General features: G+C 46.6%; 21 protein-coding genes and 1 pseudogene. 10 read left to right on the plus strand and 12 right to left on the minus strand.

Features of this window, described 5'->3' with window-relative positions:
• Positions 1-454: 454 nt before the first annotated feature.
• The 4 genes and pseudogenes from G9G54_RS07640 to G9G54_RS07650 all read right to left on the minus strand — a co-directional run bounded on the left by G9G54_RS07640 (position 455) and on the right by G9G54_RS07650 (position 4,333).
• On the minus strand, positions 455-1,258 hold the full coding sequence (locus G9G54_RS07640) for a discoidin domain-containing protein (protein WP_165177132.1): 804 nt from the start codon (positions 1,256-1,258) through the stop codon (positions 455-457).
• 169 nt (positions 1,259-1,427) lie between these two features.
• Positions 1,428-1,741, minus strand: a pseudogene (locus G9G54_RS25540) (NucA/NucB deoxyribonuclease domain-containing protein); the annotation flags it as partial.
• 535 nt (positions 1,742-2,276) lie between these two features.
• Complete coding sequence (locus G9G54_RS07645) at positions 2,277-2,663, minus strand: hypothetical protein (protein WP_165177134.1); 387 nt, start codon at positions 2,661-2,663, stop codon at positions 2,277-2,279.
• A 251-nt stretch (positions 2,664-2,914) separates the two neighbouring features.
• Positions 2,915-4,333, minus strand: coding sequence for a helix-turn-helix domain-containing protein (locus G9G54_RS07650; protein WP_165177136.1), 1,419 nt, complete (start codon positions 4,331-4,333; stop codon positions 2,915-2,917).
• Positions 4,334-4,678: 345 nt separating this feature from the next.
• Between G9G54_RS07650 and G9G54_RS07655 the strand changes: the two genes are divergently transcribed.
• The 8 genes from G9G54_RS07655 to hydF all read left to right on the plus strand — a co-directional run bounded on the left by G9G54_RS07655 (position 4,679) and on the right by hydF (position 13,984).
• On the plus strand, positions 4,679-5,104 hold the full coding sequence (locus G9G54_RS07655; protein WP_028540679.1) for a MaoC family dehydratase: 426 nt from the start codon (positions 4,679-4,681) through the stop codon (positions 5,102-5,104).
• 581 nt (positions 5,105-5,685) lie between these two features.
• Positions 5,686-6,168 (plus strand): DUF2294 domain-containing protein, encoded by a 483-nt coding sequence (locus tag G9G54_RS07660; protein ID WP_238807852.1) that lies wholly within the window; start codon positions 5,686-5,688, stop codon positions 6,166-6,168.
• A 127-nt stretch (positions 6,169-6,295) separates the two neighbouring features.
• The gene (fdhF, locus tag G9G54_RS07665) at positions 6,296-8,458 is read left to right on the plus strand and encodes a formate dehydrogenase subunit alpha (RefSeq protein ID WP_165177138.1); all 2,163 of its coding nucleotides are present in this window, start codon (positions 6,296-6,298) and stop codon (positions 8,456-8,458) included.
• Positions 8,455-9,105 (plus strand): 4Fe-4S dicluster domain-containing protein, encoded by a 651-nt coding sequence (locus G9G54_RS25990; RefSeq protein ID WP_165177140.1) that lies wholly within the window; start codon positions 8,455-8,457, stop codon positions 9,103-9,105. Before fdhF ends, G9G54_RS25990 begins: the two co-directional genes overlap by 4 nt.
• 32 nt (positions 9,106-9,137) lie before the next feature.
• On the plus strand, positions 9,138-10,643 hold the full coding sequence (locus G9G54_RS07675) for a [FeFe] hydrogenase, group A (protein ID WP_238807860.1): 1,506 nt from the start codon (positions 9,138-9,140) through the stop codon (positions 10,641-10,643).
• A gap of 65 nt (positions 10,644-10,708) precedes the next feature.
• Positions 10,709-11,299 (plus strand): 4Fe-4S dicluster domain-containing protein, encoded by a 591-nt coding sequence (locus G9G54_RS07680; RefSeq protein WP_013310648.1) that lies wholly within the window; start codon positions 10,709-10,711, stop codon positions 11,297-11,299.
• Positions 11,296-12,744: an aspartate ammonia-lyase gene (locus G9G54_RS07685; protein ID WP_165177141.1), complete on the plus strand. Its 1,449-nt coding sequence runs from the start codon at positions 11,296-11,298 to the stop codon at positions 12,742-12,744. Before G9G54_RS07680 ends, G9G54_RS07685 begins: the two co-directional genes overlap by 4 nt.
• Entirely contained in the window at positions 12,731-13,984 is a 1,254-nt protein-coding gene (hydF, locus tag G9G54_RS07690) for a [FeFe] hydrogenase H-cluster maturation GTPase HydF (protein ID WP_165177143.1), read from the plus strand. The genes G9G54_RS07685 and hydF overlap by 14 nt, the downstream gene beginning before the upstream one ends.
• A gap of 147 nt (positions 13,985-14,131) precedes the next feature.
• On the opposite strand, the gene hydG is transcribed toward hydF, so the two are convergent.
• The 3 genes from hydG to G9G54_RS07705 form a co-directional block, all read right to left on the minus strand.
• Positions 14,132-15,544 (minus strand): [FeFe] hydrogenase H-cluster radical SAM maturase HydG, encoded by a 1,413-nt coding sequence (gene hydG / locus G9G54_RS07695; protein WP_165177145.1) that lies wholly within the window; start codon positions 15,542-15,544, stop codon positions 14,132-14,134.
• A 49-nt stretch (positions 15,545-15,593) separates the two neighbouring features.
• Entirely contained in the window at positions 15,594-16,652 is a 1,059-nt protein-coding gene (hydE, locus tag G9G54_RS07700) for a [FeFe] hydrogenase H-cluster radical SAM maturase HydE (protein WP_274597341.1), read from the minus strand.
• A 253-nt stretch (positions 16,653-16,905) separates the two neighbouring features.
• Positions 16,906-18,519 carry an alkaline phosphatase gene (locus tag G9G54_RS07705; protein WP_165177149.1) on the minus strand — a complete coding sequence of 538 codons (1,614 nt, stop codon included), beginning with the start codon at positions 18,517-18,519 and terminating at the stop codon, positions 16,906-16,908.
• Positions 18,520-18,758: 239 nt separating this feature from the next.
• Here G9G54_RS07705 and G9G54_RS07710 point away from each other — a divergent pair, with 239 nt between their 5' ends.
• A complete protein-coding gene (locus G9G54_RS07710; RefSeq protein ID WP_165177151.1) occupies positions 18,759-19,676 on the plus strand; it encodes a LysR family transcriptional regulator in 918 nt (305 codons plus the stop codon).
• A gap of 339 nt (positions 19,677-20,015) precedes the next feature.
• Here the strand turns inward: G9G54_RS07710 and G9G54_RS07715 are convergent, their stop codons facing one another.
• The 5 genes from G9G54_RS07715 to G9G54_RS07735 form a co-directional block, all read right to left on the minus strand.
• Positions 20,016-20,156, minus strand: coding sequence for a hypothetical protein (locus G9G54_RS07715; RefSeq protein WP_023989112.1), 141 nt, complete (start codon positions 20,154-20,156; stop codon positions 20,016-20,018).
• Between the two features lie 82 nt (positions 20,157-20,238).
• Positions 20,239-21,039, minus strand: coding sequence for a hypothetical protein (locus tag G9G54_RS07720; protein ID WP_165177153.1), 801 nt, complete (start codon positions 21,037-21,039; stop codon positions 20,239-20,241).
• Between the two features lie 46 nt (positions 21,040-21,085).
• The gene (locus G9G54_RS07725) at positions 21,086-21,505 is read right to left on the minus strand and encodes a hypothetical protein (protein ID WP_165177155.1); all 420 of its coding nucleotides are present in this window, start codon (positions 21,503-21,505) and stop codon (positions 21,086-21,088) included.
• 236 nt (positions 21,506-21,741) lie between these two features.
• A complete protein-coding gene (locus tag G9G54_RS07730) occupies positions 21,742-23,022 on the minus strand; it encodes a helix-turn-helix domain-containing protein (protein WP_165177157.1) in 1,281 nt (426 codons plus the stop codon).
• A gap of 22 nt (positions 23,023-23,044) precedes the next feature.
• Positions 23,045-23,863, minus strand: a complete 819-nt coding sequence (locus tag G9G54_RS07735) for a carbon-nitrogen family hydrolase (RefSeq protein WP_165177159.1) — start codon at positions 23,861-23,863, stop codon at positions 23,045-23,047.
• 176 nt (positions 23,864-24,039) lie between these two features.
• Here G9G54_RS07735 and G9G54_RS07740 point away from each other — a divergent pair, with 176 nt between their 5' ends.
• Entirely contained in the window at positions 24,040-25,221 is a 1,182-nt protein-coding gene (locus G9G54_RS07740; protein ID WP_165177161.1) for a pyridoxal phosphate-dependent aminotransferase, read from the plus strand.
• Positions 25,222-25,305: the final 84 nt, after the last annotated feature.

The raw sequence follows: 25,305 nt of genomic DNA on the forward strand, positions 1-25,305 counted from the left end.
TTCAGCCGCTCCGACGTGGATCAGGCTTCGTTAAGGGGTTATTACCCTACCTTCTCCGGAAAAGCCGCTGAGGTTCCTTTTGTGTGTCTAAAACGTTGTTTCACCAACTTCTTTAAGGTCGGGAATGGGCCAAACGGCGAACCTTATAGGTTCCTCAGGAACTACTGGGGCTATGCTTTAGAAATTAAATCCCTCGGTGGAGCTTAAGAATCTTTATAAATGAATTAATTTCAAGATGATTACCAGCAATATGAACAGTGCCAAGACAGCAGCTATCGATGTCCAAACTCTTCCGGTGATTCCCTCGTAGTCTCTTTTCATTTCCCCCACACGTAACGCCTCCTTTATTTTAGGGTACTCCTACTCCATAGGCTATGCGAGGTCTTGGTTTAAGGAAGGGCTTCTTAACAAAAAAAGCTTAGCCGACCCATTAAGGTCAGCTGAGCTTTTTGATTTATTTAGAGTATTCACTTACTTCAAACGTAAGGATACGATCAAACAGCATGTAATCCTTGCGGCTGCTGAATGGGCCTTTATTGTTATCGTGCTTATTAATGGCGTATGAAGCCGATCCAGAACCAGCCTGCTTGCCCTCATACCATGCAATGAAGTCATTGACCTCTTGCATACTCAAATCAAATTCCTTCTCTAAGCCAGTTGTCATGGTGACTACCAGAATAGCACGATCCCCGTTTGGAGTTGGTTCCTCTGTTCCTGGATTAGGAGTGGAGCTCGACACTTTAGACATCATCTCTAATTCGCTAAGAGCTAGATACTGACTTCCATTATTGCCTGTAATATTAATTCTATAATCCTTGTATGAATTAGAATTAGAAAAAGTGAATTTTTTGGGAGTGCTATTTACCCATCCAGTGATATTTGACTGAGTGTCTAGCACGTTCCAAGTCATCCCATCATTTGAGCCTTCGAAAGTCCAATTTTTAGGGGCACGGTCAGTTGCCGTTGTCTGTGGATATATAACATATTGCTCAATAACTTCGGGGTTAGGAAAGTCATATCTTAGCCAAGCAGCAGTTGTACTTGATGTCCACGCACTAGCAATAGTAGCAAATTCCTTGTTAAACGCCTCATATGCGTATGAATATTCATTACTTGCGCTTGCTACTCCAGATGGCAAAATGTTAGTTGTCATATGTGGAACTAGATTTTCTGAATACTCTGCTTCGGCTGCAAAAACATTGGATAAGGGAAGAGATAAAAGAACTAAAAATAAAATTGTTATACATGCTTTCTTCATTAAATAATCCTCCAATAGGTTTAATAGAACTAAGAATAATTTAATTGAGGAATTGTGTCTAAACATAAACTTGCTAATCTATAAATATAATCTAAATATTTGCATATTTATTTTTTAATGGGTATAAAAAAAGACTCTATCGGCTGATAACCAGTAGCGTCTCTCATCCTTATTTCACAATAAAACTCACCTTTGTACCATCATTATACTTATTTAACTGACTACTTACCCAAGATCCTGTTCCCCTGTTGTACTAAGGGTTATGTATCGGATATCAGCACCTGCGCCACCTTCAGCGCACATCGCCATCGGTCACTCGTCGCGGTCAAATCACTTTTTTTGTAGGAACATCTTTTAAAGACTCTTCCGAGTTTCTTCAGCTCCGTCCCGTTCAATAGTACATACAGCAGAATGGCCGGCTGCTATAGCATCTTTGTTGTGTGCTCCCATTTCTGGATAGCGCGAACTCGGAAACTCCAGTGTATACTCAGCTACTGCTTATTGGCTTGCTACCGATGGTCTATTAATATGTGGAATAATTATAAGTTTGAATTTTGTAACGGGTGCATCCTGCTAATAATTCGCATGTGGAGTCGGTATAACTAATAGAGATTGAATCGTGCCTATACCCATTTAGGAAGTTCAAGTCCTAATAACCTACTCCTGTAGCTGCATAGTCTTCCTAATCATTTGCCCAAGTTTTAAATTGCTTGTTTCTTGCATAATTAATGACATGCTCTGTGTAAGCTTGTGGAGTTACAACACCTTTTGGATTAGCCACGTCACTACTTGCATTTGCAAAGCCTGTTCCTGTGGGAAAAGAACCCTCAAAATCAATCCAGCCGAGCCCATCTTTACATCTACTCTAAATTCAAACTGCTCGATAATAAAGAAATTCCCACAAACCAATTAAGAGACTAATTCCCTTACTATCTTGAACGACGCATCATCCACCCACCCAATAACGTCGCTTAGCTTGGACAAGTTAGATGTCTCCAGGCTGTGAACCAGCCACTCCCTATGTTTCCCCATTAACTTTATAATCGCTGCCTCTCCACTGAAGTGTGTAGTATCCAGAACGCAAACCGTTGGTGATACCTTCATCAGTAGATTTCCAAGTAACTGTGTCGTGAGGAGTGATTACTAATGCATCAATATATAGTTTGTTTGAACCGTTGTGAATTAAACTCACCTTTACTGGATGATCAGAGTGATTCTTCATACGAAGTTTAACATGACCCCATCCTTTAGGGACATTAAAGGATTCTCCTACAGTTGCGCTTCCACCCGATCTTTGAGAAATTATGGTGTTTTCGCTAGTTGTACTTACTGAAGCTGAAGCAACCCCTACCGTAGTTGCTACAGCTAAAGATAAAATCGAGAAAAGAAATATTCTTTTCTTCATAAATTCCCCTCCTATTTTTTTTGATTTGGTCTACCTGAAAGAGACTTCCGACTACAATCTGGTAGTTCTTTTCATATCTACTCTAAATTCAACTACTTCGGTGAATTCTGTGGTAATTCCTGCATTGAAGAAAGCTCTGCTAACCTTATGGTCGGCAGAGCTTTCTTTAGCTTTAGAATCCCCCAATTTGTACAAGGGTCTGAATAAGCTGCTCATGATTGTGAGCCGGTACAGTTATAAAAAACAAAAAGCTACTCGCAACAATTAACAATGCCATTTTTTTCAACATTACTTAACCACACCTTTTCAATTAGATTGGAGAACTCTGTTTTGATTTCAGGAGTCGCATGGACTTGAAAACGCATAAACAGACCAATACAATTTATAAAGTTTGTTTCATTAGTTATTATATGTGACTTTGCCATTGCATACATCAAGTATTTAAAGCCATCACTGTATTTCACCCGATGTAAATAATAATGAGCCATTTCGTAAGCAAACCATGCGAAATAGTCTGGTATTACTTGTTGGGTATATATATCAGATGATGTTGGGAGTTGAGCAAATGAATTAATATTTGTTTCAAAACGTGAAAGGACATCATCCACATCTATTTCATATCGGTTAGCCGCTATCATAACGTTCAACAGCTTTGAGAGTTTCTCATTTTCGTTAGCGGTTGATGTTGCCGCTATATATTCAACATAGTCTGGCAGCACGCTAACATCTCCAGACAGGAGTTTATTGACGTACGTGTTACCTTCTGCCCACTGACTGAACAAGTTTACCCAGTGTTGAGTATCTTCATCAGTCTCTTTGACCCAATCTAAATTCGCATAGGCGTATGTATATAGTAGAGCTTGTTGATAATCGCCTTGGGCTTCACAAACACTAGCACACAACAAATCGGCGTAAGCAATGTATCCAAATAACGGATTTCTGGTTTCCTTTTCATGCTCCCTGTTCTTTCGATTCTTCTGCTGATGCTTTATGGAATATTGTACTTCAGCTTTCCCTCTCATTTGCCTTGCCATTTCCTCAACCTTGTCCCACTTACGCAAAGACCTGTACACATTAGCCAAATCCTTTAACGCATCAAGTTGTTCTAAATCATCTAGGCGCTCGACATAAGGCTCAAATAGTATAACTGCCTTGTGGTTGCGGCTTTGGTCGTCACCAATCTGAATCGTGAATATACGATATTGACAGACTGCCAATCGTTCTGAATGTTGATATTTCTCCGCTTCAGCTACCCCCTCATAAAGCAGCAATGCAGCCGCATGTCTTCCCTGCGCCAACAATTCTTCTGCAATTTCAAATAGCTTGGGTGAATACAGTAGATTGTCCATGATGGCTCCCACCACTCGACGGATTGCATCCAACTTGTCCAACTCCGCACAGCGAAACAAAAATGGCTCGATTCGTCTCATATTCGGAGGATGGTCGATGATGTAGTTTTCTATGAACAAGTCATAAAAGTGACCTTCCGGTAACCCCATAGCCTCGGTAATGCGATCTATCTGGTTAACAGACATAGATTTATTGCCTGACACTATGCTACTTACTATCCCCCTATTCATGCCCGCTATATGCCCAAACTCCATCATGCTCAAACCTTCTTGTTTTAGATATTGTTCCAATTCTGCTCTAATCGTGGGTGTAACTTTCATAGATAAACCACCCTCCATACAGAAGTACCAATATTTATATATTATTGCATTCTATTGTTGTCCATAATTTAACAGTTGTCAATAATTTTTATTTATTTGCATCGAATGTCGAAGTATATAAAATAAGCAGTTCCAAAGAGTCACTCTGCATTGAAGTCAAATAACCCTGCCACTGTTACCGGTGAGACTTATGTTAATGGAAATATAATCCTTCAAAAAGCAGACACTTACATTGATCTGACTGTACAAAAGTACGGAGGGTTACTTGCTGAGTGGGACTACAAATGATTGGTGATATTATGCTACTCTATAAATAAGCAAATAATTTAATCAAGAGGTGTAATAATGCGGTTTCATGAATTTTATATCGGACAAGTATTTAAAACCAAGTCTTTAAAATTAACTAAAGAGGATATTACCAGATTTGCAAGGGAGTTTGACCCGCAATATATGCATTTAGATGAAGAGAAAGCATTACAAGGTAGATTTAATGGAATTATCGCTTCAGGAATTCAAACATTAGCTGTTTCTTTTAAGCTTTGGGTTGAAACAGGCAGTTACGGTGATGAGGTTATTGCTGGAACTGCTATGAATAATATTAAATTTATTAAACCAGTATATCCAGGCGACGAATTGTACACCATTGTTGAAGTGATTGGAGTAAAAGAGATGAGGAATGGAACAGGACTCGTTACTGTATTGCTGTCGACTTTCAACAACAAAGAGGAGCAAGTTTTTGAAGGCGATTTATCCGTTCTGGTTAAACAGTAAAGTTTCATAAAAAATCAATTATTACAAGTTTGAAGAGGTCCATGCATTTTAGCACGGACCTCTTCTCTTTATTCTAACGTGGCTTGACTTGCGGCTTCATGTTCAGCCACACGTTGCAGTAATTCCTACTAAGTCTTCATTTGGCGACCTTGGCGTTGCCCTTCTACAAACTGAATATCGCATAGATTCTACATCTTGAACCCGTACTTTACCACCATTTTGGATAACATATCTATGCCTTCTGGAGTTCGACTAGCATTTCCGTCCAATGTGAAAAATAAAAATTGATATTGCAAATCATATAAATGAATAATTTACTATAAATCTCTGAGATTCGCACTGAGCTATTTCAGTATAGAGGGCTTTGAGAATGCCATTTACTAATCTCAGCCCATAGTATGTCATTCAACTGCTTTTGTATTGGAACTGTACAAACAACACGACGGAATGAGGAGCATCATACAAACGATAGAAGTATAGCTACTTCAAGAGCGGTCTAATCTATGTAAATTTTTGGTTCAGTGTAATGAATTTCACATCTTTCCGAGTCAACCTGTTCTACCATAGAAGGGTGATACGCCGTGCTGGGCAGACCACTTGGGTCGGGACGGTTACGTTTTGTTCTAAAACCAGCTACACAGGCTGTCTGGCATGCGCGGCAAGTACGCCTTTATTTTGATTCGAAGCGGAGTGTCCAGATGTTGAATACCGAATTGGAATACCGTGAGCGCATCAGGAAGTTGGCCGTATGTATTGTCAAGCACTACCGTGGAAAAGGACCGGACAACGTCAAGGTTTCACTGGATTCGCCGCTCCGGATTACGGTAGAAATTCGAGGTACATTGTCTAATTTGTCCGAAATTCTCGTTCATGAAGGGGCCGAGGACAAGGTCAGGGAATATTGGAACGTCCTTCGTCCCTATCTGGAAAAGGAGTTTATGAACGAAGCCGAAAAAACACTCGGCAGTCCCTTCACTTATACTTGGGAGGTCTGCCCCTCCGTCCATGGAGACGGACACATTATCATTTCTCTAGAACTACAACACATACACCGGTTGGATTAGCGGGAAGGAGCCTGTCTCCTCGCTCGCGGATAAGCCAGTACAGGATGCAGCGTAAAGCGGCATTTTTGTATTGGCTTTTTTTATGTTACGAGTTTCATCTATTTCATATAAAAGAGGTGCTGCACTTATGGCAGACAAGGTATTGACCGTATGTCCCTACTGCGGGAGCGGTTGTCAGCTTCATTTGCTGGTGGAAAAAGGACAGGTAATTGGCGCAGAGCCGGCTGGTGGTCGTACGAATGAAGGAACGTTGTGTCTGAAAGGACACTATGGATGGGATTTTTTGAATGACCCACAAATTCTGACTGCACGCTTGCGCAAGCCCATGATTCGCAAAAATGGAGTTATGGAGGAAGTGGAGTGGAAGGAAGCCATTCAATATACTGCCGAACGGCTGTCAGCAATTAAGGAAAAATACGGACCCGACTCCATTATGGGAACGGGCTCCGCACGCGGTCCGGGAAATGAAGCCAATTATGTCATGCAAAAGTTCATGCGGGCGGTCATTGGCACGAACAATATTGACCATTGCGCTCGTGTATGCCACGGCCCTTCTGTGGCAGGTTTGACTTACTCGCTCGGAGATGGAGCTATGTCCAACTCTATTCCTGAAATTGAACACTCTGATCTCATTTTCGTGTTTGGATATAATGCACCCGAAACACATCCAATCGTCGCAAGACGCATTGTAGCTGCCAAGCAAAGAGGCGCCAAGATTATTGTATGCGATCCGCGCATGACCGAAACAGCTCGTATTTCGAATATGTGGCTACCCCTAAAGGGCGGTTCAAACATGGCTTTGGTGAACGCTTTTGGTCATGTACTTGTGCATGAAGGACTGTACGACAAACGATATGTGGAAGCAAACACAGAAGGCTTTGCCGAATACGTAGACAGCATTAAAAAATATACTCCCGAATATGCGGAAGGCATTACGGGGGTCAAGGCGGCCGATATCCGCGCGGCTATGAGGGAATATGCAAAGGCCCCTACCGCTACAATTTTGTACGGAATGGGCGTATGTCAATTTTCACAGGCCGTTGATGTGGTAAAGGGGCTCGCTTCCCTTGCACTGTTGACGGGAAATCTGGGCAAGCCGAATGTCGGTATCGGACCAGTACGGGGACAAAACAATGTACAGGGTTCCTGCGATATGGGCGCTTTGCCGAATGTGTATCCTGGCTATCAGGATGTAACAGACAACACAGTCCGCAAAAAGTTTGAAAAAGCATGGGGTGTTGAGCTGCCGCGTAAAAAAGGCTATCCACTTACAGAGGTACCGCACCTCATCCTGAAGGAGAACAAGCTGAAAGCTTATTACATTTTCGGAGAGGACCCTGTACAAAGTGATCCGAACGCCGCCGAGTTGCGTGAAGCCCTAGACCAATTGGAATTTGTCGTGGTTCAGGATATTTTCATGAACAAAACAGCGCTGCACGCCGATGTCATCCTCCCTTCTACTGCTTGGGGCGAGCATGACGGTGTATATTCTTCGGCAGATCGGGGCTTTCAGCGCATCCGCAAAGCCGTTGAGCCACAGGGTGATGTTAAGCCAGACTGGGCCATTATTAGCGAGGTTGCTACCGCCATGGGCTACCCTATGTCCTATGCAAACACAGAGGAAATTTGGGATGAAATGCGCAGCCTCAGCCCATTATTCTCGGGTGCCAGCTACCAAAAGATGGAGCAGCAAGGCGGAGTTCAATGGCCTTGCCCTACCGAGGATCATCCAGGTACACCGTATTTGTATAAGGGAAATCAATTCTCGACACCTAGTGGCAAAGGCAGATTATTCGCCTGCGAATGGCGTCCGCCACAAGAACAACCGGATGCAAAATACCCGCTTGTCTTGTCCACAGTCCGTGAGGTAGGTCACTATTCCGTGCGAACTATGACAGGCAATTGCCGCGCGCTGCGCCAGTTGTCTGATGAGCCTGGCTTTATTCAGATTAGCCCAGAAGACGGAGCAGATCTGAATATTCGGGATGGCGAAATTGTTGCCATATCCTCCCGTCGGGGACGCATAATGGCACGGGCACAAATCAGTGACCGTGTGCAACAAGGTGCAACCTACATGACCTATCACTGGTGGGTTGGAGCATGCAACGAGCTGACCGCTGATTTTCTCGATCCGGTATCCAAAACCCCGGAATTAAAATACTGTGCCATCCGTCTGGAACGGATCGCCGACCAAGCGCAGGCCGAACGTGATGTACATGAATCGTACCAACGGATTCGCAGACAGATGAACGTCCAGGAAGCTGTTTTGGCTGATAAGGTGACGAGATGAGCGGCACAGGGAATATGATGCACCGTCCGACAGATAACCGGTCAGCTTCGACGAGTAGAATGGGAGCAGCCAGTAGAACAAGCGCTGTTGCTTCTTCTTTTGTAGTCGCAGACGCCGGGCAGTGCATCGGCTGCAAAGCCTGTGAACTGGCGTGCTTCGCCGTTCACAGTCAGGCTAACGGTATAGGAGCTTCGGTCGGAACCGTCAGCGTACCTGTTGTACCCAAGGTGTATGTTGTACGTACAGGGGAGATCTATGTGCCGGTGCAATGCCGGCATTGCGAAAATGCCCCCTGCGCACATGCCTGTCCGGTACAGGCCATTCGTCAGGAGGACGGCGTCGTTATGATAGATGAGGAACGATGTATCGGCTGTACCTCTTGTGTTTTGGCCTGCCCCTTCGGGGCAATTGAGGTGTCTCCGGTCTACCGGGCAGGACACGTTGTAACGCAGTCCGGCCTGACTCACCGTGCAAATCGAGTCGCCCTTCCCCGCACCGCGGCAAGCAAATGCGATCTGTGCGCGGAAACAGAGAACGGACAGCCTGCATGTGTAGAGGCCTGCCCGAATCATGTCCTACGGCTGGCCAAAGGTATATCCGACTCACCTCCAGAGCCTCGGCGGGAAGTCTTTTTCCCACGCCTATAAGGTCAAAATCAGCCGCAGAAAGGTAGAAAAACATGTCAACCACAATAGACAAGATCTCTTCACCTCCTTGTATAAAGACGACTGATTGCACAGACCCTGTCATTCATATTGACCCTACGCTCTGCACGGGATGCAGACGTTGTGCTGGGGTTTGTCCAGTAGATGCCATAGAGGGACTGCCCGGAGAACCGCAAACCGTTAATGCAGACCGATGTGTTATTTGCGGTCAATGTGTACAAATATGCAGCGTATACGCATCTGACTGGGCAGGTTCATCTCCACAGGAAGGCGCCGCTAGACGGCTGGAACGTATCCAAGAACGCGATATGCCTGCCGACATCAGAGAGCCGCTATTCGCTGCCTATTATAGCTACAACTTGAATAAGGTAGCCGATATGATGACCAAACCTGGACAGTTTCGGATCGTCCAATGTGCTCCTGCCATTCGTGTTTCACTCGCGGAGGAATTCGGAATGCCGTTCGGCACCTTGACGCCTGGGAAAATGGCTGCTGCTTTGCGCCGCCTTGGCTTCGATCGAGTATACGACACCAACTTTGGAGCTGACGTGACCATTATGGAGGAAGGCACTGAATTGATTCGTCGCGTGACCGAAGGCGGTCCCTTACCCATGTTCACCTCCTGCTGTCCAGCATGGGTCCGATTTGCAGAAATAGAATATCCCGATCTGCTAGACCATCTATCCAGCTGCAAATCTCCGATGCAAATGTTAGGAGCGCTAATCAAATCTTATGGCGCACAACTAGACGAGGTGGAACCTGCGAATATATACAGCGTTGCCATCATGCCATGTACCTGTAAACAATTTGAGTGCGATCGTCCCGAAATGGAATCTGACGGTTACCGTGATGTGGATGAGGTACTGACCACGCGTGAACTTGCATACTGGATCAAGCAGCGCGGAATTGATTTTGCGAACCTGCCTGATGAAGAATTCGATTCACCGTTAGGACAATATTCAGGTGCAGGCTCCATTTTTGGAGTCACCGGAGGAGTCATGGAAGCTGCCATCCGTACAGGTTACGAGCTGCTGACAAATGAAAAACTGCCGAAGCTCCAACTCGATTTTGTTCGTGGTGAGGAAGGCATTCGAGTAGCTGAGGTTCAGGCAGGCAAGCTGCAGCTCAAGGTAGCGGTCGTCGCCGGGCTACAACATGCCTATCAGCTATTGGATCGTGTCCAGGCGGGCGAATGTGATTATCATTTTATTGAGGTGATGGGCTGCCCTGCTGGATGTATCAGCGGAGGGGGACAACCCAAGCTCATGTTAGAAAAGCAACGAATTGAAGCTTATCGGGCACGTAAATCCTCCATCTATGGACATGATGCTGCACACCAGGTACGAAAATCGCATGAGAACCCTCACATCATCAAACTTTATGATGAATTTCTAGGTGAGCCGCTGGGTCATGTATCGCATCATCTGCTGCACACGACCTTCCAACAACGGGGGCCCGGCAAGCAAAGCCGCAGTAGCACTATTTCCACCAAAGGGGATACGGGTTACTCCATTAATTAATACGTTAAGTTATTTTTATGCTGTATACATTATATTTGTCGTTAGTTAGAGAGGAGTCGAATTGTATGAACCGTTTTGTTTTAGCTGATCCCGATCAGTGTATCGGCTGTCGTACCTGTGAAATCGCATGTGTCATCGCACATTCAGCGGAGAACCCTTTTATCTCGCCGGATGATGAGTTTCATTTCCACCCTCGTCTGAAGGTTATCAAATCATTTGGAGTCACTGCACCCGTTCAGTGTCGTCACTGTGAGGATGCCCCATGCGCCAACGCTTGTCCGAACGGCTCCATTACGAATGCAGATGGCTGCATTCTCATTAATAGTGAAAGCTGCATTGGCTGTAAAACCTGCATGATCGCCTGCCCTTACGGCGCGATTACCATGGTACCTGAGTATCGAAACGGGCAGCCTGTAGTGCAGGACGGATTGTATACCAATATGTCAGGTCGTTTGCAACCCAAAGAACGCATGATTGCCAGTAAATGTGATTTGTGCGAAGGCGTGGACGGCGGTCCGGCCTGTATTGGTAAATGTCCAACACAAGCCCTCAAGCTGGTCGAACCAGATCTGGTTCACGCCCGTGTCGAGGAAAAACGTGCTGCAAGTGCACGTCAGCTACTGCATATGACACGCATTCCAGCAACGGGTCTATGACTGAAGGTCTTTCTCTGCCTACAAATACGCGAACCGAGCGGGATGCGCTAGGAGAGATGGAAATTCCCGCAGATGCCTTTTACGGTATTCACACTGCACGCGCGATGAACAATTTTGCGATCAGTGGCAGGCCCGTGAACCAAAACTTGATCCACGCTCTTGTGTTGGTAAAAAAAGTAGCCGCTCAAGTAAATGGTGAGCAGAAACGAATTCCTGCCCAACGGGCCTCTGCCATTGTAAATGCCTGCGACGAAATACTCGCCGGGAGGCATCAACATATGTTTACCGTGGATGCCATGCAAGGCGGCGCAGGCACCAGTACCCATATGAATGTAAATGAGGTCATTGCTAATTTGGCCATCGTACAGCTGGGAGGCAGACCAGGGCAGTATGAGATTTTACATCCGCTGGATGATGTGAACTGCTGCCAGTCTACGAATGATGTCTATCCGACAGCGCTACGAATTGCAGCGATACGGCTGCTTCGGCCTTTATGTGACACGATGTCTTCGTTACAGGATGCTTTACAGCACAAAGAAACAGAATATGCCGACTTGCTCAAGCTAGGCCGCACTCAGCTAATGGATGCTCTGCCCATGATGGCCGGGCAGGGCTTTGGTGCCTACGCAAAGGCTATAGCGCGCGACCGCTGGCGTCTCTATAAAGCTGAAGAGCGGCTGCGGGAAATCCCTATTGGGGGCACGGCGATTGGCACAGGTATGAACGCGCCCCGCGCATACAGCTATCGGATGGTCGAAAAGCTGGCGGATGAGACTGGCTTTGGACTGAGTCGCAGTGACCACCCGATGGACCCGATTCAAAATATGGATGTCTTTGTGGAGGTGTCCGGTCTACTCAAATCAGCCGCCGTGAATCTGTACAAAATATCTGGCGATTTTCGCCTACTGGCCTCTGGTCCTTTCGGTGGTTTTGGCGAATACACGCTGCCTCCAGTTCAGGCGGGATCCTCTATTATGCCTGGCAAGGTCAATCCGGTAATAGCTGAAATGGCAGGACTCACAGCCATGCGTGTGATAGCCGAAGATGCGGCTATCACTATGGCCGCTGCCTCCGGTCAGTTGGAGCTAAACGCATTCCTGCCGCTGATTGCCGAATCGCTGCTGGAATCGCTACATATTCTGAACAGCGCGGTTCGACTATTCGAGGAGCGATGTGTGCGCGGCCTGATCGTGCGTGAGGAACGCTGTACTACAAATCTGCGTAACTCAGCCGTGATGGCTTCTGCGCTGGTCGCGGAGCTTGGCTATGATGAAGCTGCCTCTATTGCATCTGCAGCCATTGTGCAAGGTCGCGCACCAGAGGATATTGCAGAAGATCGCGGCCTACTGACCCGTTCGCGGATTGACCAATTATGCCATCCCTATACAGTAACCAAGCCCGGAATTCCGGGACAGGAAGAAGGAACTCACCATGGGAATGAATGATACCCCTCGTAGCAACCGACCACATATCGTCCTGCTCGGTCGCCGCAACGCAGGCAAATCCAGCATTCTGAACACCCTGACCGGTCAGCCCGCCGCTGTGGTATCTCCTGTAGGTGGTACGACCACGGACCCCGTTTTCAAACCAATGGAGCTGCTCCCAGCGGGTCCCATTGTTCTGGTGGATACCGCCGGACTGGACGATGAGGGTGAGATCGGGGAGCTGCGCCGCAACAAAACGCTTGAAATACTTAATAGTACAGACTTGGCCCTGCTCGTTATCGACGCCACCGTTGGTGTCGGACCATTCGAGCATGAGCTACTCGAAAAGCTCCGCACCAAAAAGATTCCTGTTATTGGGGTATTGAATAAGATAGATACCCTTACTGAATCAGATAATATGGCTACAAAGCTGGCAACTGAACTGGATCTCACCCTGATTCCTTTCAGTGCATCTTTGCTTTGGGGAGACACGGAACTGAAAAAAGCTATTACTAATACGCTCCCTCAAAACGAGGATCGTTTCCGTATCGTCGGTGACCTGTTGTCACCCGGCGATGTTGTTGTGCTGGTCGTTCCCATCGACAAAGCTGCACCAAAAGGCCGATTGATCCTGCCACAGCAGCAAACAATCCGCGATACACTAGAGAGTGATGCCATCGCTGTAGTGACCAAAGAACATGAACTACGATTGACGCTCGAGAGATTGGGACGCAAGCCTCGCTTGGTCATTACCGATTCACAGGTTTTTATGAAAGTAGCGGCCGACACACCCAAGGATGTGCCTCTTACCTCTTTTTCCATCCTGTTTGCCCGTCATAAAGGCGATCTGGACGAACTGGTACGAGGTGCAAGAGCCATTGATCGCCTCAAGGATGGAGACCGTGTACTCATTGCCGAAGCCTGCACTCACCAATGCCAATCTGACGATATTGGTCGAGTGAAAATTCCCCGCTGGCTCCGCCAAACGATAGGCAAACGTCTCATCATCGAGCATGCATCCGGCTCCAGCTTCCCTGATGATCTGAGTGAATACGCACTGGTTATTCATTGCGGTGCATGCATGCTCAATCGGCGTACGATGCTTCATCGAATGTCGGAAACAAAAGCTGCCGGGGTGCCGATTGTGAACTATGGTATTTTCATCGCTTATGTACAGGGGGTCTTTCCCCGTGCTATTGAATGCTTCCCATCTGCTATGCTGGCATGGGAGCAAGCTGTAGAAGCCGGCAGTTATTCCTAAAAGACCTCATCTCATCATTAATATTTTTTTCCAGACACACAAAAGCAGTCGCGCTGATTCCAACGCGACTGCTTTTCATTTTCAAGTTCTATTATAAATCATGAGAATTTTCATAGCGTGAAATGATACTACGAATAATATAAATTACTAAAAATACAAATCACGTTCGCCTGCTTCCAGTCGTTCCAGTCTGTCAAGCGTCAAACGGCGCGTCGATTCACGTGGTATACGCTCCAGATTCTCTCGCAGAGCGGCAGCTCCCAGTTCACGCGCCTCCTCATCCCCATAATCCAGCAGATATTCTTGGAAGGTCAGCAGCGAATTCGGCTGGCACACATTATGAATTTGTCCTGATTTGGCAAGCTCCATGAAACGATCCCCAGTTCGCCCCTCACGGTAGCAAGCTGTGCAGTAGCTCGGCATATATCCGCCACGGCACAAACTTTTAATAATTTCCGATGGTGAGCGATGATCCCCCACCTCAAATTGAGGTTTATCATCAGTTTCCTGTTTTGCATATGCACCTACGCCTGTAGCTGAACCTGCACTAATCTGCGACACGCCTATACCAATGACGCGGTCCCTATATTCTGGCTCCTCGCGAGTGGACAGGATCATGCCAGCATAAGGAACAGCCAGTCGAAGAACGGATACAATTTTCATAAAATCCTCATCGTTGACCAGGTACGGATATCGCTCCAGATCTACATTTTCAGCCGGACGCAATCGTGGAACTGAAACCGTATGAGGGCCACAGCCAAAGGCTTCTTCCAAGTGTTCGGCATGTTTCAGCATCGCTACGGTCTCATAGCGGAAATCATACAAGCCGTACAACACACCGATCCCCACATCATCTATACCCGCACGCATGGCTCTGTCCATTGCGGTGGTGTGCCAATCAAAGTCCCGCTTTGGTCCCTGTAGGTGGAATTTACGATAGCTTTCCCGATGGTACGTTTCCTGAAATAAAATATACGTACCAATGCCCACCTCTGCCAGCTTCCGATAGTCCTCCTCGGTTGTGGATGCAATATTCACATTGATCCGCCGTATGCTGCCGTTATCTACCTTGACCTCATAGATCTGACGCAGACAATCGACGATATAGTCAATGGGACAATGGACTGGGTCTTCCCCCGCTTCCAGCACGAGCCGCTTGTGTCCCAGTTCTTGAAGCACTCTAACCTCCTCCACCAATTCCTCCGGTGTCAGACGGCTACGAGTAAAGCTGTCATTGGTATGTTTATAACCACAATATTCACAGTTATTCACGCAGTGGTTGCTTACATATAAAGGGGCGAACAGCACAATCCGGTTGCCATAAATTTGTTCTTTGACTGCTCTCGAAGATTTGAACATCTCTTCCAATAATTCAGGATCATCCACATGCAAAAGAGCCGCCGCTTCACTCGCACTCAGTCCCCGGCAGGCTCTCCCCTTTTCTAAAATTTCTAAAATACGGTGTCGATCTGTTGCCTCTTGTTTCCCCTGCTCCACTGCCGCCATAATCTCTGCTTCATTAATAAAATCCGCCGACACTTTCTCTCGTACTCCACTCACGTATACCCATCTCCTTATTTATGGTTACTGCAATGTTTCCGTTATGGCCTCACAAAGTTTCCTGTCTTATAAGCTGTCGTTGCACCCTCAAACTATCGCCGCGCCCCATATCGACTTCAAATCCCGCTCCGCGAATCCGCAATTCCAGGCAATGTCGACATTGGGCAGACTCATCGCCCAAACATATTTTATTCTCATAAATCGCATACTTAGGTCTCACCGCCAGTGGCGACAAATTGGGCATCACCACATTCGCTCCCGCCTGAAGCGCCTTCTCCCTGCCTTGGGGATGAATCGTTCCCATTGCCGTAGACGCCGGAATAAGTGCATCTGGAACGACCAATCGGGATAACGAAATAATATCGAGTGCCTTTTCCATGCTCCCCTGACTGGCATCCCGAAGAGGCGTGTTGCTATGCGGTAAAAAGGGACCAATCCCGATCATATCTGGTGACAGGCTGTGTAGATAGACCAAATCGTCTGCTAATTCACTATTCGTTTGTCCTGGTAACCCCACCATACATCCGGCCCCGATCTGAAAACCGATTCGTTGCAAAGCCAGCAGACGGCTGCGCCTGCTTTCCATCGTCATCGTCGGATGCAGCTTGGCGTACAAATGGGGAGAAGCTGTCTCATGCCGCAGCAAAAAACGGTCCGCGCCAGCCTCGTATAATTGCTCATAAGTTTCATCATCCCGTTCACCGATGGACAGTGTAACCGCCACATCCGCAAAACGGCTTTTAATTTCCCGAATCAATTTCGTCAGCCGGGCTGCTGTAAACCAGTAATCTTCCCCACTTTGCAGCACAAAGGTCCGATAACCGAGTTCATACCCCTCCGCACAACAGGCCAGAATTTCTTCTGGCTGCAAACGGTAACGATCTGCCTGTTTATTCGAAGCGCGCAGCCCACAGTACATGCAGTCCTGACGACATATACTGGAGAATTCAATTAATCCCCGTAAAAAAACACCTTTGCCATAGCGCTCCAATTTGGTGCGAGCTGCCAGGTGTCTCAGTTGAGCCCGTAGCGTCGGCTCATCATCCAGACGTGTCAGCAGCTCCATCATTTCCGTATGCGTCCATTCCTTGCCGTCAGCTAGACGCAGTAATAATTCGTCCGTGACTCATCCCTTCTTCCCTCGTCCATCTGGACTTCACATCATCAGCGGCTTGTACCGTACATGTATTATTCTAGCAATATCGGAGAGCTTATAACGTGATTAGTTTCACAAAAAATCCCATTTTATAAAAACCGCCTCCAACTTCTGCCCCAAAAAATACACATTTATATCAACACACAAAAAAGCTGTCTCTCCCTCTAATGGAAGAAACAGCCCTTGTCGATGGTTCTGCTTACTACTAAATCAAATCAATCGCCTGCTGGGGTACAAAATAATCAACGCCGTTAAATACAACTACACCGTTGAGCGTGGTATTTTTACCATTCAGCGTAGCTATATTTTTGTATACTGGAAGCTCCAGCTTGTTACTGCCTTTGGTCACTGTAATGACTTTCGTGTCCGCAGTAAACTTGGCTCCTTTAGCTTCAAAAGCGGCTTTTGCAGGAACAAAAAGCTGCTTGCTGACCGTATCCAAATCCAGTCCAAGTAAACGTGTCATATATTTATTGACATCTGTATTGTCGATTACACCGGTTGGACGGTCTCCGTTCGGCGCATACGTGTACAACACGACATCGCCTCCTGTATGTCCGCCTGTAGTCCAGCCAATATTCGCACGTTTGCTAATGATCGGTCCGACAGCATAGTTCATGCTGCCTTCTTTGGCATCTTTAATGGTTTTTACTTCTTCGTCTGTCAAATCGGTGATGCCAAAATATGTGGAAAGCACCTCTTTAATATTGCTGCGATCTGCATTCAGCTTGGCTTCCAAGCCTTCACCCGTCAGCTTCGCTTTTTTCAGCGGGTCTATAAAAGAAGCTAAAGGTGTTTTATCATAATTGCTAGTTGTATCGCTGCTACCAATCGTCAATCCACCATTTCCGTGGTCTGTCACTGCTACGACGACTGTATTTTGGTTTTGTTTGGCGTAATCCACAGCAACTTTCACTGCATCGTCAAATGAAAGCACGTCACTGATAATTCCGGTTGGATCATTTGCATGGGCGGCCCAATCCACTTTACTGCCTTCTACCATTAAGAAGAAGCCTTTATCGTTTTTGGACAACACATCAATTGCTTTCGATGTCATTTCCGCCAGACTAGGTTCCTTGGATGCATCGCGATCCAGGTTATACGCAAGGGCTTCGGGAGAAAAGCTGCCCCAGAGCTTGCTGGAGGTCGATTTTTTCAACCCTTCAGGTGTCGTGACAAAGTCATAACCCTGGTCTTTAATTTGGGCTACCAAATCTTGGCCATCTTTACGCCCTGCTGCCTCCAAAAACTTGCCGCCTCCACCTAACACTACGTCAACCCCGTTGTAGGCTTGCTGCATGCTGAGTGCATCATAATTTTTACGATCAGGATAATGTGCGGTAAAATCAGCTGGTGTCGCATGCATAATCTCGGAAGTCGCAATAATTCCGGTCGATTTTCCTGCCAGCTTGGAAGCCTCAAGAATGGAAGCTACAGGCTTTTTGGCGTCACCCGCTGCAATGGGTTGTTGTCCAGGCATTGTCGCTTCATCAGGAAGGACACCTACATACCCAGTATGTGATTTATGTCCTGTGGCAAAAGCAGTACCCGCTGGAGCAGAATCGGCAATTGGAGCATCCGCAGAATGCGTACGCACCATGCCGCTTGCCATGCTGTCTAACGTTAAGGAGGAGCCTTTGTACCATCTAGCCAGTGCAGTGGCGTCATTAGCCATACCGTCTGGAATCAAAATAATTACGTTTTTAATCGACGTGTCCTTTTCGACTGCCATCGCCGTCCCACCGCTTACTGCTAGCATCATAGTCGCTACGAGTGCAGCCACCGATTTTTTCGTATGTATCCCCCAACATTTTAGCATTCATTTTCCTCCCAGACACTTTTTTGTACAACCAGAACTAAGATTAATCACGTTTTATTAGGAGAATGTTAAATGAATTGCTTATCTGTATTAAAAGACTCTATTTGTATAAAAACGCTTCATCTATATAAAACTTGTGACACATGGGATTCGTTAAGATTGGGAATTTCTTTTTATTATTGTATAATCAGTCTATGATGTAATAGGTAAAGCTTATAAGACAAGGGGCGCAAAATTCGATGGAATTCAGACAGCTTCAGTACACCCTGCAAATTGCAGCGGAAAAAAACTTCTCACGTGCAGCAGAAAAACTGCATATTGCTCAGCCCTCTTTGAGCCAACAATTATCCAAACTGGAAAAAGAACTTGGGGTACTTTTATTTCAACGCAACACCAGCACGGTGGAATTAACACATGCAGGAGCAAGCTTTGTAGAAAAGGCAAAAAAAATAGTCGATGCAGTCGAGCAGCTCCGGCAGGAAATGGACGACATTTCTCAACTGCGAAAAGGGAAGGTTGTGGTTGGCAGTATGCCTATCACAGGTTCTCATTTGCTGCCGCATGTGCTGCCTGTATTCAAGAAGGCTCATCCGGACATTGAAATCGTGTTAGTCGAGGATTCATCCATGAATCTGGAGAAAAAAACTGCCAGTGGGGATACAGATCTCAGTCTGCTATCTCTTCCATTAGTTGAACCTACACTTTCCTATGTGCCCATCGGTGAAGAGTGGATTGATCTTGCCGTTCCTCCGGGTCACCCCCTAGCCCTGCGTAAAAACGGAGGCCATCCGCAGCCTGTGCATATGGAAGAACTGAAAGATGAGCCTTTTGTCGTGCTGAAAAAAGGGCAAGGCTTTCGCAAGCTGACGATGGATTTGTGTCATCAAGCGGGCTTTGAACCTAATGTGGTGTTTGAGAGCACTAATATGGAGACGCTCCAATCGCTCGTAGCGACAGGTATGGGAGTGACACTCGTCCCCCGTTTTATCGCCCGGGCCGCCAGCAGCGAGTTTGTTCCAGCATTATTGCCACTCGCCGAACCTACCCCTAGCCGTACCCTGGCCATTGCTTACCGAAACGGACGTTATTTGTCTAAAGCCGCCGAAGCCTTTATTGATACCTTCCGAGAAACGGTCGAGCAACTTTCTCAAAAGTAGCTTCCAATGTGAAAAGGACCGTCTTCCTCCCTAGCCAAAGCCAGAGAAGAAGGCGGTCCCGGGGCTTCCCCCCTATACTTTCAATACTTCATTTACTTTACGGGTTCGATTACACTGTTGCGATGTTGCTTCCATCTGTCTTCAACGAACCACATTTCATGTTCATTTGAATTTCATGTCAGCCTCGCCTGATTACTTTACGCTTGCTCGGAAACTCCACTTTATCCATCCCGCATCACTTCTTTCCTTAAGGTCTCTAGCCTTGGTCTCCCAAGAGTGTCCTACCTCAGTTCCAATGTGCTGTGTGATCCCAAAGTGCCTGTCCTCGCCTTTTTGTGATCAGGGTCTCCCTAAATCTGGTGGACTTTTATCCTGATCATAGCCCATTTCATAATTGTTTCCGACAACCTGTCTATTTAAGCCTCTCGGCCGTGACAGGCCATCCCTATTCGCCAGTTCGGATCTACTTTGGTTATCCATCGTTATCAACCTCCTGGTGTCGGGATACTATTATAATACACCTATGGGCTGTATCTGAAACAGGTATCGAAAAACTTTTTTATTATCGAGAAGAACCAAATGCTTGCTGTACCTCGGCTTCACTCACTTGTGTTTTAAAGACTAATTTTGAAGGATCTTGAGGTGAATAAATGACCTCTATAATACTTCCCTGCTGCAGTTTGGATAGTTGGGAAGAAAAAACATCCTTTTGCGTGGTTACATTAAATGTATCGCCGTTGTTTTTCGTTACACTCAGCTTAAACTGAAGCTTAATTTTATTAGGTCCTGCTTCCCCCATGGGTGTGACATCCAGCACCTTCGCATATGCCTGCTCACCGGTTTTGGCAACTTCCAACAGTTCAGGCGATACGCCCTGCTTGACCATTTGCTCATTCATTAACGCTTGTAAATCCGTCTGCGACACCTGTCCTTTCAGGTCAAGTCCTACTTTCATTTTGTCTTTCTCCGATACGACCAACGGAATGATTGAGCCTGGCTGAAATTGAGCCATGGAAGTCAACGGAATAATCGTCGTCAACGCAGTAGCATATTTGTCTTCTCCATGTTTGGTTACGGTTAACCCGAGCTTTACCTGCGGCTGATTGTTTACATAAGTCCCTGTTTGCTGAACACTTGTAATGATCCCAACCCCAGGAACACCCTTCTTGACCTTACCGCCTCCAAAAAACACACCTAAAATGCCTGGTAGAAAAATCAGTGCAAAGCCTATATAAATTAGCGGCCTATACCACGGGGCATCCATAATCACAAATGGATCATCCCATAAATAGTTAGCCAAAAATGGTGAGAAGCCTACACCAAACACCAAAAGTACCCCGATCATACTCAAAAATCCTTTCATCCTCCAAAGCCCCTTTTTCAATCATTTGTTCAAACGATCTACTCATTTACGCTGTCACCAGACCCATATAAATCAGCTCCGATGGATTTACCGGATTGCTCCCCAGACCCACCGTATCTCCAGGCCGCGGAATTTGCAGCTTGGATACGAGCGTTTCCAACGTTTTTGGGTATCGATTACCGTTTACTTCCGTCACATCTAGCACTAGCACCACGATCGGATCAAAATTCACGAGCTTCCCGGTATCTGTTACCGAAATAACAACCGCAGTCGCCGACATCAACAAACTACTGTTAGCTGCCGTTTGAGCTTGTCTTGCCGAGTTTAGGCTTTGGTTGATCTGTTCCCGATGCTCTTTGGGTACCAAACCTTTCATAAATAATCCGGACAAACCCTTATTCATCAGTTGATCTGCTTGTTCTATCGCATCCTGCTGTTTTTTCTTTTTACCGAAAAAGTTCATCATGTGGTTGCACCTCGTATTTTGTATTGTCGTACCTTATGAATTCAGTATAGAAGACGGTATCTGACATCACAATACGTTTTGGCGCATACAAAAAAACCGGAAAAACAGGAGCTTTAACCTGTATTTTGTCGGTTTTTTTTTTGAACTTTGGCACGGTTTGCACAAAATTTTGTACACTTCCGAGCATTCTTCGAACGATCCAACCGATAGTTTTGTGAAAAACGAATGATTTCAGGTTATTTTTTTCGTAAAAGATAGACCAGTTTGCGATAATAAGCCGATGATTCTTTATAACGACGACTGTCCTCAGACACAACAGCCAGCGTTTCATATAATTGTTCAAGCCGTGCTGGATGCTGGATAGCTTCAAAATAAGGCAAGCATTGCAAGGCATGCGTCCAAAAGGCATCCTGATTCCCTTGCGCAAGCGCAAGCTGGCTTTCATAAAAATCAAGCCCCATTTGCTGATCTATTGTCAGATTGGTTTGGCGAAGCTGATCCAAATGCTGTGACAGCAGCCCCCAGTTTTTCCGGGTAAATGCGATTTCACAACGATATATCAGCGTAACGGGCAGCATCATCTGCTGCATTTCCTCCCGCTCCCGGCTCACCAGCGCTTCAAAACGTGCTACTTCCTCCAAAGCCTTATCCAGCTCGCCAATCGATGTTAGCATAATAATCCGGTTGTTCAGGATAGTCGTGAGCATATCTGGTGCATTTTCCAAATACACCAAATTGGCCTCAGCCATAGACAACGTTAACAGTGCTTCCTGTACAGAACCCATGGCGAAACAATATCCGCTGTAAGCCACATACAGGCCCGTCAAACGGTGAAAAAGCCGATCATCATATACCCTGCGCATCGTCTGCTCGAATACCTGCTTTGCCTGATCAAATTGCTTGACCTGAATACAGGCCTCCATCATAATGTTTTGCGCATTCAGCCAGTTTTCCGTCCCCTCTTCCACCAGACGTCTTAGCTGCGTAACGTTATTCAGCACATCATAATAATGATTTTTAGAGCGGAAAAACTGGATTTTATAAAATAAAATTGCTTTTTTTAGCGGTGCGGGCAGCTCCACCTCATCCGAACGGCCAAACTTCTCCAAATAAAAATTTAAATAGGTCTGATGTAAATATTCATAGGCCGTTGGGTCATTTAATTGCTGGTAATATACGGCCTTCATCAAATAAGTCGTCATTTCCACCACAAGCGAATCGTTGCGATCCTCCAGCTGATCCACATAGCTTTCCGTGGCAGGATTAGCCAGCTTGGACAGCTCTGTGAAAATCTTATCCGCTGTAGCCAGCGTCTCCTCATCCTCTGCCGCTGCACGCAAGAGGTAGGATGGTTTTACACCTAAACGCCCAGCAATTTGCTCGGCCAAATCCTCTGCCAAAGGGTAACGGTCAGCCAGTATATTTGCAAAATGTGCAGGTGTAACCAACCCGTCTACCAGCTCTTTACGGGACAAGTTTTTCTTTTTACACAAAAATTCAATGCGTTCCTTAAGCATGGAGTATTCCTTTCTACACTGATTATCGGTCATACAGTGAGGGACGCCGATCTTCAAACACCGGAATACGACCACGCACGTCCTGCACCAAGGCAGACTCAATCGTTCCTGTGAGAATCTCCTCCTGCTCTCCACCCTCGGCAATGATTTCTCCCCATGGATCAATTATGAGCGAATGCCCGAAGAAATCAGTTTCTCCGCTGCGACCTACCCGGTTACAAGCAATGACATACATTTGATTTTCTATAGCACGTGCGGTCAGCAAGGTACGCCAGTGATGAAGCCGGGGATGAGGCCATTCCGCGGGTACGATCAGCAAATTTGCGCCCGACAAGGCCAAACTTCGGGCTAGTTCAGGAAAACGGATATCATAGCAGATTGACGCACCTGCCTGAATACCGCCATCCAGTGCGAATAAAACCTTTTCTTCGCCAGGCTGCAAATATTTTTCTTCATCCATAAGTCGGAATAGATGAATTTTGGAATACGAAGCAACCTCTATGCCTGTGCGGTCAAAAACGAGCATCGTATTATACACATGACCGTCGCTCTTTTTCTCTGCGATTGACCCAGCTACTACGTTCACTTGATGGGTGGCGGCGAACGCTGCTATCCATGCCCGAGTCTCCGTCCCTTCCTTATCCGCCAGCTCATGAATGCGATCCAAGGCATAGCCCGTATTCCACATTTCCGGCAGGACAATCAGATCCGGCTTCAGTTCGGTTTTCATCGCTTGTTCCATTAAAGCTTGGATATGACTGCGGTTTTCCGGGGGATTTCCTATCTCTATATGAGCTTGTATGAGTGCAACACTGAACGGCTGAGCTTCCTGATACTTCAAAATCCTTCATCCTCCTTGTGAGCCGGAGCTTCCCGCGACCCATTATCCGGTATTTTCCCCCATCATAGCCCGATCAGTCTGGATTACGCAACCATGCAAGCTTAATTCCTCCTATACAACTCGGTAAAATCGTGATAGATTATTTCTTAAACTATTCCAAAAGGTCGTGTGTATTGATGACTCATTTTTCTATTCCCTTCGCTGACGTCATGAAACAGTTACCTACTCAATTTTTTGCCACACTTGTACAAAATGTAAACCGTGAAATTGCGGCGGGACATGATGTCATTAACCTCGGACAGGGGAACCCCGACACTCCCACTCCTTCTCATATTGTAAAAGCTTTGCAGGAATCAGCGGATAACCCGCTGTATCATAAATATTCGCCATTTCGCGGTTACAGCTTTCTCAAGGAAGCCGTTGCCCAGCGCTATCAGGAGGATTACGGTGTGACGCTCAACCCTGAAACCGAGGTCGCCATCCTGTTTGGCGGAAAAACAGGTTTGGTTCAGCTGCCGCAAGTCTTACTCAATCCCGGCGATGTGTGTCTCGTCCCTGATCCCGGCTACCCGGACTACTGGTCTGGTGTAGCCTTGGCTAAAGCGGAAATGTCTTTTCTCCCATTAAAGGAAGAGAACCGTTTTTTGCCCGATTATGAAGCCATTTCCGTGGAAGACCGCCGCCGCGCCAAGTTAATGTTCCTTAACTATCCGAATAATCCAACCTCGGCAACGGCTCCACTTTCTTTTTACGAGGATACGGTTGAATTCGCGCAACGTAACGGTATTGTGGTTGCCAGTGATTTCGCCTATGGCGCTATTGGATTTGATGGCGAACGTCCGGTGAGCTTCCTCCAGGCAGAGGGTGCTAAAGACGTGGGGATTGAGTTCTATACCTTGTCCAAAACGTACAATATGGCGGGCTGGCGTGTTGGTTTCGCGCTCGGTAATGCCGAAATCATCTCGATGATTAATCTGCTACAGGATCATATTTATGTAAGCTTGTTTGGCGGCATTCAGGCAGCAGCGGCGACAGCCCTGACGGCCTCGCAGAACTGCGTAGGCGAGCTGGTAGCCCGCTATGAATCACGCCGTAACGCTTTTTATGATGCACTTGGGCAAATAGGCTGGAAGGCGACGCGCCCAAGTGGCTCCTTTTTCAGTTGGCTGCCTGTGCCGCAGGGCTATACTTCGGCTTCTTTTGCCGATCTGCTGTTGCGGAAAGCCAAGGTGGCTGTCGCTCCAGGGATCGGCTTCGGGAGCGGCGGCGAAGGATATGTGCGAGCGGGGCTGCTGAGCTCAGAAACTCGACTGACCGAGGCGGCTGATCGAATTGGCAAGCTAAACCTGTTTGGTTAAGCCGTATTTTCCAGCCACAACTTCTTTGCCAAACCTGGTCTTTTCGTGGTATTCTGTATCCAATATCATTTAGCGCGTTGAAGG

The sequence above is a fragment of the Paenibacillus sp. EKM212P genome (genome assembly GCF_011066115.1).
Lineage (GTDB): Bacteria > Bacillota > Bacilli > Paenibacillales > Paenibacillaceae > Paenibacillus > Paenibacillus polymyxa_B.

Excerpts from the sequence above, each read along its gene's own strand:
- G9G54_RS07640 (WP_165177132.1), bottom strand. The coding sequence starts at position 1,258 with ATGAAGAAAGCATGTATAACAATTTTATTTTTAGTTCTTTTATCTCTT.
- G9G54_RS07645 (WP_165177134.1), bottom strand. The coding sequence starts at position 2,663 with ATGAAGAAAAGAATATTTCTTTTCTCGATTTTATCTTTAGCTGTAGCA.
- G9G54_RS07650 (WP_165177136.1), bottom strand. The coding sequence starts at position 4,333 with ATGAAAGTTACACCCACGATTAGAGCAGAATTGGAACAATATCTAAAA.
- G9G54_RS07655 (WP_028540679.1), top strand. The coding sequence starts at position 4,679 with ATGCGGTTTCATGAATTTTATATCGGACAAGTATTTAAAACCAAGTCT.
- fdhF (WP_165177138.1), top strand. The coding sequence starts at position 6,296 with ATGGCAGACAAGGTATTGACCGTATGTCCCTACTGCGGGAGCGGTTGT.
- G9G54_RS25990 (WP_165177140.1), top strand. The coding sequence starts at position 8,455 with ATGAGCGGCACAGGGAATATGATGCACCGTCCGACAGATAACCGGTCA.
- G9G54_RS07675 (WP_238807860.1), top strand. The coding sequence starts at position 9,138 with ATGTCAACCACAATAGACAAGATCTCTTCACCTCCTTGTATAAAGACG.
- G9G54_RS07680 (WP_013310648.1), top strand. The coding sequence starts at position 10,709 with ATGAACCGTTTTGTTTTAGCTGATCCCGATCAGTGTATCGGCTGTCGT.
- G9G54_RS07685 (WP_165177141.1), top strand. The coding sequence starts at position 11,296 with ATGACTGAAGGTCTTTCTCTGCCTACAAATACGCGAACCGAGCGGGAT.
- hydF (WP_165177143.1), top strand. The coding sequence starts at position 12,731 with ATGGGAATGAATGATACCCCTCGTAGCAACCGACCACATATCGTCCTG.
- G9G54_RS07705 (WP_165177149.1), bottom strand. The coding sequence starts at position 18,519 with ATGCTAAAATGTTGGGGGATACATACGAAAAAATCGGTGGCTGCACTC.
- G9G54_RS07710 (WP_165177151.1), top strand. The coding sequence starts at position 18,759 with ATGGAATTCAGACAGCTTCAGTACACCCTGCAAATTGCAGCGGAAAAA.
- G9G54_RS07715 (WP_023989112.1), bottom strand. The coding sequence starts at position 20,156 with ATGGATAACCAAAGTAGATCCGAACTGGCGAATAGGGATGGCCTGTCA.
- G9G54_RS07720 (WP_165177153.1), bottom strand. The coding sequence starts at position 21,039 with ATGAAAGGATTTTTGAGTATGATCGGGGTACTTTTGGTGTTTGGTGTA.
- G9G54_RS07725 (WP_165177155.1), bottom strand. The coding sequence starts at position 21,505 with ATGATGAACTTTTTCGGTAAAAAGAAAAAACAGCAGGATGCGATAGAA.
- G9G54_RS07730 (WP_165177157.1), bottom strand. The coding sequence starts at position 23,022 with ATGCTTAAGGAACGCATTGAATTTTTGTGTAAAAAGAAAAACTTGTCC.
- G9G54_RS07740 (WP_165177161.1), top strand. The coding sequence starts at position 24,040 with ATGACTCATTTTTCTATTCCCTTCGCTGACGTCATGAAACAGTTACCT.